Source organism: Desulfosporosinus metallidurans, from assembly GCF_001936615.1.
Lineage (GTDB): Bacteria > Bacillota > Desulfitobacteriia > Desulfitobacteriales > Desulfitobacteriaceae > Desulfosporosinus > Desulfosporosinus metallidurans.
Genome location: NZ_MLBF01000033.1, coordinates 46,749 through 54,393, shown reverse-complemented (window position 1 = coordinate 54,393; position 7,645 = coordinate 46,749). Strand labels below are relative to the sequence as shown.

Genomic DNA, 7,645 nt, shown 5'->3' with positions numbered 1-7,645 from the left:
CTACATCCGAAGATTTTTTCCAGACAAAAAAATTTACTATAAGAGACTGAAACATATTGCTACACTTCTCTACATCATCGCCTTTCTCGTACTCGTTATTGGGTTAGTTATGGCAAACTGGGTCACTCCAGATTCTTTCGAAAATTTGTACCACCATTAAATAAACAGCGGTGATGTACTATTTTCAGGTACATCACCGCTGTTTGTGAAATTGCAAAAGCCTGTAACACATTAAATTGTTAATGCTCATTACTATATCGTAGTTACTATTTGCTCATATTTCCTTATGACCTATGAAAAAGATATTGATAATTAGGAGTAATTATGGATAATCCAGCTGATAATAGAAATCCCGAACGGGAACAATTCATAAAGCAATTTGACGCTGGACAGTATCTTAAACAACTTCGCGGGGACCGTTCCCTTGCAGCGGTTTGCAAACAAATTGGTGTTACCCCTGCACATTTATCTGAAATCGAGAGAGGCAGGATGCCCTCCGATCACTTAATTTCTACCCTTGCCAGAGTTTACGAAGTTGATGAAGACGGTCTTTTTAGAAGGTGGGGAAAGATACCGATTTTGACAAAGGATGAAATACTTGCCCGGAAGTCGTTGCAGCGTCTTTTATCGGAAATGAGCCATAATTCTCAGTTAACTGAGGCAGAAAAGGATGAACTCTACGACAATATGTATGAGCTATACCGGAGTTTTATCCAGAAGAAAAACCAAGAGGAGAACTTTAAGTGACATTACCATCGACCAGGGATTCACATCAGGGATGATCGTGGGGGCTATTCTTTCATCCCATTACTTCTTTGTAAGAAAGGAATTATACGTCTGATTTTGGCAATCTTACCGTTGATGAGTTATCCAAGTTAAAACAAATCCGTGCTGGCGATTACCTCACGTCACTTAGAACTGAACGAAGTTTAACTCAAAAAAATGTAGCGTCCAACTCTCAGTATCATTCCAATATTTGTATGAAGTAGAAAAGGGTAACAAATCGCCGAGTGATCTACTACTACATGAACTCGCTAAGATATTTGAACTCGGCCTAATGGGTGAAGTTGACTTATTCCACAGGTATGGCCGCATACCATTACTTACTGTAGAAGAATTACAGGAACAACCATCTGCCCAATTAGCGCTCGCTGAATTACAAAGGCTTGTGAAAACCGGAAAGATAACCAACAAACAGCGACAAGTGCTTTATGCTGAATTTGCTAGAGTATATCGAGATTTTATTGCCCGTGTATTACCGCAAAAGGAAGATATAAATTGACGGTGAAGATAAAAAAGTAGGCCCAGCAGATTTTATACTGCTGAGCCTGTTTGCGGTATTTAGCTTACATACCCAATCCACCAACACCCCATTCATGTAGCCGCCGGGTGTGCCCTTAGACGGATTTATTTAGTAGCCGTGAGACGTTCGGACAAATCTACATATTCGGCATGGTGATAAGCAACTAGACAATTCGGCAAACAGTTTCAGGAACTTAATTATGAACCTTTTTGTCGCCTAGTGTCCTTCATACTATTATAAATAGGAAGTTTTTAGACATTTCTTAGAGTAGCGACACCCATTGAATGAAAACCCCCAATGTAGGTAATATTAAACTAGCTGATTAAAAGGGAGATTGTACTTATGGGTGAAAAGAACATATTTGCCTATTTCAAGACTGAAGATGAGGCAAAAGAAGTCGAAAAAAAGATTAAAGACTTAGGTGTAATTGATATACAAATAGATCGTGTAAATAAATACCCACTTGGAAGCAGCGATAAATTAATGAATCCCTTAACGGGTAATCCATCAAGTCAGGCAACAATGACCTTAGGTGCTTCGAGCGACAAAAATACAGGAGTTTTGTCATCGGCGGATGTCAGCGCAAGCGGGATGAGTGACGGTGGGCAAGATGTAATAACCGGTCAAAATATTCTTTTAGTAGCAGTCGTTGATGAATCTGTATATGAAAATGCTACTGGAATCATCAGAGAAGCGGGCGGCTCTTATTAAAGCCTCCCTTTTTCTCTGTGCGGTGTGGTCTAAGAAATTTCTTAAGAACCCGATCGACAAACGGCTGATACCCAAGAGCTGTGTATTCCAGCCTTGCCCAGACACCCAATCCAGCAACATCGATTCAAAGCCGCCGGGTGTGCCTTTAGACGGGTTTATTGGTAGCGTCAGAACGGGTGGGACAAATCTACAGATTCGACAAGGCCACCTGACTTCAAACTGGCGGCCTTATTATTGTCACGCACGGAAGCGACATTAACGGATGGGTTAATCAGTTTAGTGAGCCAGTGGGATGGGGGAAATTCTAGTAGACACCGAATCCCCCAACACACCATTCAAAGCCGCCGGGTATTTGGACTGGTTTATTTTCAGCGGTAGGATGGGTAGGACAAAAAACTCCGAATTTGATACACTTTTGCAATCACCAATAATACCAGTGAAATCAATGGTTTGACTGTGTCAGAGGCTAAAGTGCTGGGTTTGCGGGAAATTGCACCAACTTATCTACCTTTCTCCAAGATAATAATAAATCAGATCCAATGATGGCGGTTGCTTCTTTAACTGTCTAATCATAGTCACCACTTGGCCCCGATGGTATGACGAATGATTAGTCACGTGTAAGATCTGCTTCCATAATTCTAAAGAATACGTTATTCCTTTAATGTTCTTATAACTGAGTTCTGCAACCAAATCCCCTTCTGTTAGCAACAATAAAAAATCATTAATCTGAGTCCTAAAGATATTCCATCGCTCTGCCAAAGAAGAATATGTTGGAAAATCATCAGGAATCAGTAGACTACGGGTTTGCTCTCCCATCCAGCGTGATACCCACAACTCCTCTACGGCAAGAATATGTACCATTGTATCTTGTATTGATCTAAAGCTACTTGATAAATCTCTAGTAATATCCTCTGGTTCTAATCGTCCCAGTTCATTTAGTAACTTTTCGTTAGCCCAATTATTATACTCATAAAGTTCACTTATCAGGTTCTTGTTCATTATAAATTCCTCCTCAGGCACAATATTAGAAAAATTACCCCACCTGCCATGTATGATCGGACAAAGTGCATTTTAGATAACGTAATGTGTATTGCCGACCTGTAATAACCACGTTCATCAAAACGACATTTTTAAAGAATATGCCTTAAAGCAATAAGCGATGCGCTACCTAAAATTATTCCAACTATAGACTTTTTACTTAATAATACAGCGATTACTGTTATGATAGCAGCAATTATATAGGGATTACCATATGAAACATAAAGCTTCCCATTAGGAGAAAAAATTCCTGGAAACACCAATGTCGAAAGAATTGCAACGGGAATGTATTTCAACGAACTGTTGACTATTTGAGGCATCTTCAACTTTTTGGAAGATACTAGAAAGACCATCCTTGTCAAATAAGTTACACAGGCCATCATGATGATCAAGAAGAAGTATTCTTTTCGCAATTTGCAACCCTACTTTCTTCCGTTAATTCCATAAAGGCACCCGTGGCGGTAGCCGCCACAGTAGCGATAATAATATACCATTTCCCTGGAATATATATATACGCAGCTATGGCAGTAATTCCCGATACCAAGAACACGATTAACATTCTGGCAGATTTAATTTGCAGAACCAGAATACTTAAAAAAGTAGCGGGCATGGCAAAGTCTAATCCCCAAGATAAAGGATCTTTGATAGAATGCCCCAAAAGACCACCAACAACTGAGCTTCCTATCCAGAAAATGTACATACCCAGTGCTGCGCCAACCATAAAATAAGGGTTTCCTTGCTCAGAACCGGATTCCTGATAGTGATTTATGGTACTGGCATATGACTCGTCTACCATTCCAAAAGCAAGAAGGTAAAGCCACCTTCTTTTCTGTGTGTTCAAATATGGTGCCAGAGATAAACCCATCAACAAGTGCCTCAAATTGATAAGCAAAGTGGAAAAAACAATGAAAGCAAAGCTTATCCCTTCTTTAATCATACCAACTGCCATAAACTGCGCCGAACCAGCAAAAACAAATATAGACATTAAAGTTATTTCTGAAAATTTTAAACCAGCTTGAGCGCCCATTATTCCATAGGCCAGACCAAAGGGGATTACCCCTACCATAAGTGGTGTAGTTTTTTTAATACCCATTAAGAATTCATTATAATTCACATTATTCTCCCCAATTATGCTATTACTTCTTCCAAAAAGCTTATATAGGCCACAAAAGAGTCATTCATAACCTGTAAAGCTGCACTGATCTCCGAAATATAACTTTCTTTATATTCTTCGAATGCTTTTTGGTTCCATCCCGTTTCTGCAAGAATTACAGATCTTAGAAAAAAGTTATATGTGACGAGATTTGCGTTAAAACGTTGGTTAATGACAATCTTTTTTAGAAAAAAGACCTGCTCATTTTGCGTTTCCATCATATGTATACGAGCGAGTTTCTTATCTAAGTTTGCCATCATAAAATCCAAATATCGGTGAGCTGCGTCTTCTTTTCTTTTAATTGCTTCATTAAAATTTAATTTTTCTGCCAAAATCCCAATCCGTTTATCTATAAACCTGTATCCACTAACATTTCTATGACCGAAATCTTCCTCAAGTAGTTCGTCTCTCTTTAACTTGTTATTCATACCAATTCCAGGGTAACCTAAGACCTTTAAACTCATATTGTAAAGAGTTGACATCCCTATTGAAAGAAGGAATTTTGCATTTTCCTCTATTTCCTTGAAATTACTATAAGGGTTAAACATTAAGAACCCACTTGATGAGGTAATTATATTATGGTTTTTAAAAATTTCGATGGTATTTAAGTTCTGATCAACTGTTGTTCCTTTTCCAAAGCTGTTTAGCTGTTTTTGGTAACCAGATTCCAATCCAACTAAGGCAGAAATTAATCCCGCCTCACTTAGATCTTTAACCACTTCTTCATAACCATCAAAACTATCAGCCCGGCAAAAAATTTCAAAGGATAATTTTAAATTTCTTTTCTTTATTTCCCTAGCAATTTCGTGGACACGTCTAATGCCATCAGGGTCCGGCCCCACAAAGTTTTCGTCATTAAAATATACGACCTCATATATTGGATAATCTTTATACCGTTCTAGTAAAAACTCTAATTCATCAACTACTTTTTTGGGGTCACGTGACCGCCAATGGCTTCCACCGCCAAGATTGAAAAATTTAGATGCATTACAAAAGCTACAGTTTGCATGACATCCCCTGCTAGCCAGTATGCTGATAGCGGGTGTAATTCCCCTTTCTATGCAGGCATCCAAAGTATCCCTAACGGGAAATGGCAATGTATCCAAGTCTGCTATAGCAGCCCGTTCTTTGTTAGTTACGATTTCTCCCTGATTACCCCTAAAATATACTCCATCAACGTTAGTTAAGTCCTTATTTTCGACTAAGCGGTTCATTACTTCAACAATAGTAATTTCGCCTTCTCCACGGATAACCAAGTCAACGGCAATACATTCGTTGAATATCTCTATCGTAGAAAAAGTAGTATGTTCTCCTCCAAAAGTAATATATACTTCTGGTAATTTTTCCTTAAATTCCGTAGCTAGTTTCATGGCTTGTTCAATAGTGTTGTATTCGGCAGTTAATCCAATAAAGGACGGTCTGAAATCCAAGGTTTCTTTTAAAACTTCTTCGTAACTAAGGTTAAGGGCATAGGCATCAATTATCTTAACGGGAAACCCGTTGCACCTTAAAACAGCTGCTAAATAGGCTAACCCCAAATGTTCCGTTGGAGCATATAAATCCGCCGGAATAGTGCCATTAGAGGGATTAATCAATACTACTCGAAAATTTTCTTTCATTTTACCCTTTTCTCCTTTCCTCCTTGTAAGATAGATATAGGGTTGATGGTTCAAAACCAACCCGAACGTTCCTTGATAACTTACTCCTTATTGTTCAGATGAATTAGTTGACACGTTGGACCTCAATCAGTAAATATCGTGCTATAATCACTTTTGGCAGAGAGATAGATGTGCGTTCCTCCTGGATCCCTCTTTTTGAGGCTTATCCGTAAAATAGCGTGTCACTCCACAAGAATGATTCAATGTTTAGCTGGTTGGGTCACTATTCTAGTGTTACCCGTTTCAAATGCAAGGTTGTTTGACATTCTTCTTAAGTGGATGCTCTGATTCATTCTGTTTGAAAGGTTGTGTTCCCTTGTCTCAGTTTCTTAACGATTTCGTGGTTGGAATCGATGTTTCCTCCGAATTCTCGATTGTTGCTATGCTGGCACCCACCGGTGAACTTATTCGTAAACCGTTTAGGATTGATCACAATCCTGCCGGCTTTCACAAACTGCTCGATATTCTTAAAAAAGAAGAAGAGCGGTTAAATCGAAAGCCCATCTACTTCGTAGAATCTACGGGTATCTTTCATTTACCACTCTTCTTCTTGAAATCGAATGACCTCAAGGGTTTTGTGCTTAACCCCTTGTGTGTCCATTCTACCAAGAACTTCGACTTAAGAAAAGTGAAAAATGATAATAAAGATTCGGAAGCCATCGCTCGGCTTGCTAAATACCAAGATATTAAGGTTTCCATGATGCCTGAGCCACAAATCCTTGCTCTTCGCATGATGACTCGTGAGTATTACGCCGTTTCAGATATGCTCACTGAGATGAAGAACAGGCTTTGTACGGATCTTTACTTACTCTTTCCTGGATTCCTTGACGTGTTCTCTGGACCCTTTGGAAAGACGGCCCTAGCAGTTCTTAGGAGCTATCCTTCACCTAGTGCTCTTCGTGAAGCCGACACAGACGTCCTCACTCTATTAATCTCTAAAGCCAGCCGTAAGGGCTTAGAGTGGGCCTCTAATAAGGTGGCTTTGCTACGTGACTGTGCTCTGCTTGCTTCTTCTATGCCCAGCGAATTCTCATTGCTTGATACTAAGATCAAGTTTCATATCGATGGGATAGAACACATGCAGGCAAGCTTAAATGGCATCGGGGCACAAATCCACAAGATGATTGGTTCCGATGAATTCCCTGCTGAAGCAAAGAGAAACGTTGAGCTTCTTGATGAAATTCCAGGCGTTGGATTTTTGACTGCCGCTACGCTTATTGCTGAGATTGGTGATTTTAATCTTTTCAACTCACCCAAAGCTCTCACGGCATTCTTTGGTCTTGATCCCTCGGTCAATCAATCGGGTAAATTCAATGGAGACAGAAACAAAATTTCTAAACGAGGCACACGAATTGGGAGAAGAATCCTATTTACAGTCGCTATGGCCTCCATTAGAAAAACGCGGAATGGCAAGGAGATCAACCCTGTTCTAAGAGAGTTCTACACGTCAAAATGTGTCAGCAAGAAGAAAAAGGTGGCTCTCGTGGCCGTCATGCACAAACTTCTTCACTACATCTTTGCCGTTCTTCGTGACCAAAAGCCCTTTGAAATTAAAAGACCTGAAGATCATCAAACTTGGAGGACAACAAAGCCTCAACCAGCAGCTGCTTAAAGGAATAGTTTGGATACAACAGAGCCATTCGGATCGTGACAAGGGTGATGCGAGGGATACCGGAGGGCGTTAGACCGAGGATATGCTCGCCATCATCCCATTGACACGTGCACTACACCCAAACGCTTGAAGACTGCAAAGTCTCTTTTCCCCCAGAGAGTTACCCCAGA

General features: G+C 39.9%; 8 protein-coding genes. 4 read left to right on the top strand and 4 right to left on the bottom strand.

What is annotated here, in order from left to right; translation table 11 throughout:
• The first annotated feature begins 324 nt into the window (after positions 1 to 324).
• The 3 genes from DSOL_RS17205 to DSOL_RS17195 all read left to right on the top strand — a co-directional run bounded on the left by DSOL_RS17205 (position 325) and on the right by DSOL_RS17195 (position 2,014).
• Positions 325 to 747, top strand: a complete 423-nt coding sequence (locus DSOL_RS17205; protein WP_075366049.1) for a helix-turn-helix domain-containing protein — start codon at positions 325 to 327, stop codon at positions 745 to 747.
• 310 nt (positions 748 to 1,057) lie between these two features.
• The gene (locus DSOL_RS17200; RefSeq protein WP_139314510.1) at positions 1,058 to 1,282 is read left to right on the top strand and encodes a hypothetical protein; all 225 of its coding nucleotides are present in this window, start codon (positions 1,058 to 1,060) and stop codon (positions 1,280 to 1,282) included.
• Between the two features lie 363 nt (positions 1,283 to 1,645).
• On the top strand, positions 1,646 to 2,014 hold the full coding sequence (locus DSOL_RS17195; RefSeq protein WP_075366047.1) for a hypothetical protein: 369 nt from the start codon (positions 1,646 to 1,648) through the stop codon (positions 2,012 to 2,014).
• A gap of 504 nt (positions 2,015 to 2,518) precedes the next feature.
• On the opposite strand, the gene DSOL_RS17190 is transcribed toward DSOL_RS17195, so the two are convergent.
• From DSOL_RS17190 to DSOL_RS17175, 4 genes are all read right to left on the bottom strand, one after another.
• Positions 2,519 to 3,013: a DinB family protein gene (locus DSOL_RS17190; RefSeq protein WP_235838863.1), complete on the bottom strand. Its 495-nt coding sequence runs from the start codon at positions 3,011 to 3,013 to the stop codon at positions 2,519 to 2,521.
• 131 nt (positions 3,014 to 3,144) lie between these two features.
• Positions 3,145 to 3,405 carry an AzlD domain-containing protein gene (locus DSOL_RS30095; RefSeq protein ID WP_427854423.1) on the bottom strand — a complete coding sequence of 87 codons (261 nt, stop codon included), beginning with the start codon at positions 3,403 to 3,405 and terminating at the stop codon, positions 3,145 to 3,147.
• 35 nt (positions 3,406 to 3,440) lie between these two features.
• Entirely contained in the window at positions 3,441 to 4,166 is a 726-nt protein-coding gene (locus tag DSOL_RS17180; protein WP_139314508.1) for an AzlC family ABC transporter permease, read from the bottom strand.
• A 14-nt stretch (positions 4,167 to 4,180) separates the two neighbouring features.
• The gene (locus DSOL_RS17175) at positions 4,181 to 5,824 is read right to left on the bottom strand and encodes a B12-binding domain-containing radical SAM protein (RefSeq protein ID WP_075366045.1); all 1,644 of its coding nucleotides are present in this window, start codon (positions 5,822 to 5,824) and stop codon (positions 4,181 to 4,183) included.
• 355 nt (positions 5,825 to 6,179) lie between these two features.
• On the opposite strand from DSOL_RS17175, the gene DSOL_RS17170 reads away from it, so the two are divergent.
• Positions 6,180 to 7,475: an IS110 family RNA-guided transposase gene (locus tag DSOL_RS17170; RefSeq protein WP_075366044.1), complete on the top strand. Its 1,296-nt coding sequence runs from the start codon at positions 6,180 to 6,182 to the stop codon at positions 7,473 to 7,475.
• Positions 7,476 to 7,645: the final 170 nt, after the last annotated feature.

Excerpts from the sequence above, each read along its gene's own strand:
- DSOL_RS17190 (WP_235838863.1), bottom strand. The coding sequence starts at position 3,013 with ATGAACAAGAACCTGATAAGTGAACTTTATGAGTATAATAATTGGGCT.
- DSOL_RS17205 (WP_075366049.1), top strand. The coding sequence starts at position 325 with ATGGATAATCCAGCTGATAATAGAAATCCCGAACGGGAACAATTCATA.
- DSOL_RS17195 (WP_075366047.1), top strand. The coding sequence starts at position 1,646 with ATGGGTGAAAAGAACATATTTGCCTATTTCAAGACTGAAGATGAGGCA.
- DSOL_RS30095 (WP_427854423.1), bottom strand. The coding sequence starts at position 3,405 with ATGGTCTTTCTAGTATCTTCCAAAAAGTTGAAGATGCCTCAAATAGTC.
- DSOL_RS17175 (WP_075366045.1), bottom strand. The coding sequence starts at position 5,824 with ATGAAAGAAAATTTTCGAGTAGTATTGATTAATCCCTCTAATGGCACT.
- DSOL_RS17200 (WP_139314510.1), top strand. The coding sequence starts at position 1,058 with ATGGGTGAAGTTGACTTATTCCACAGGTATGGCCGCATACCATTACTT.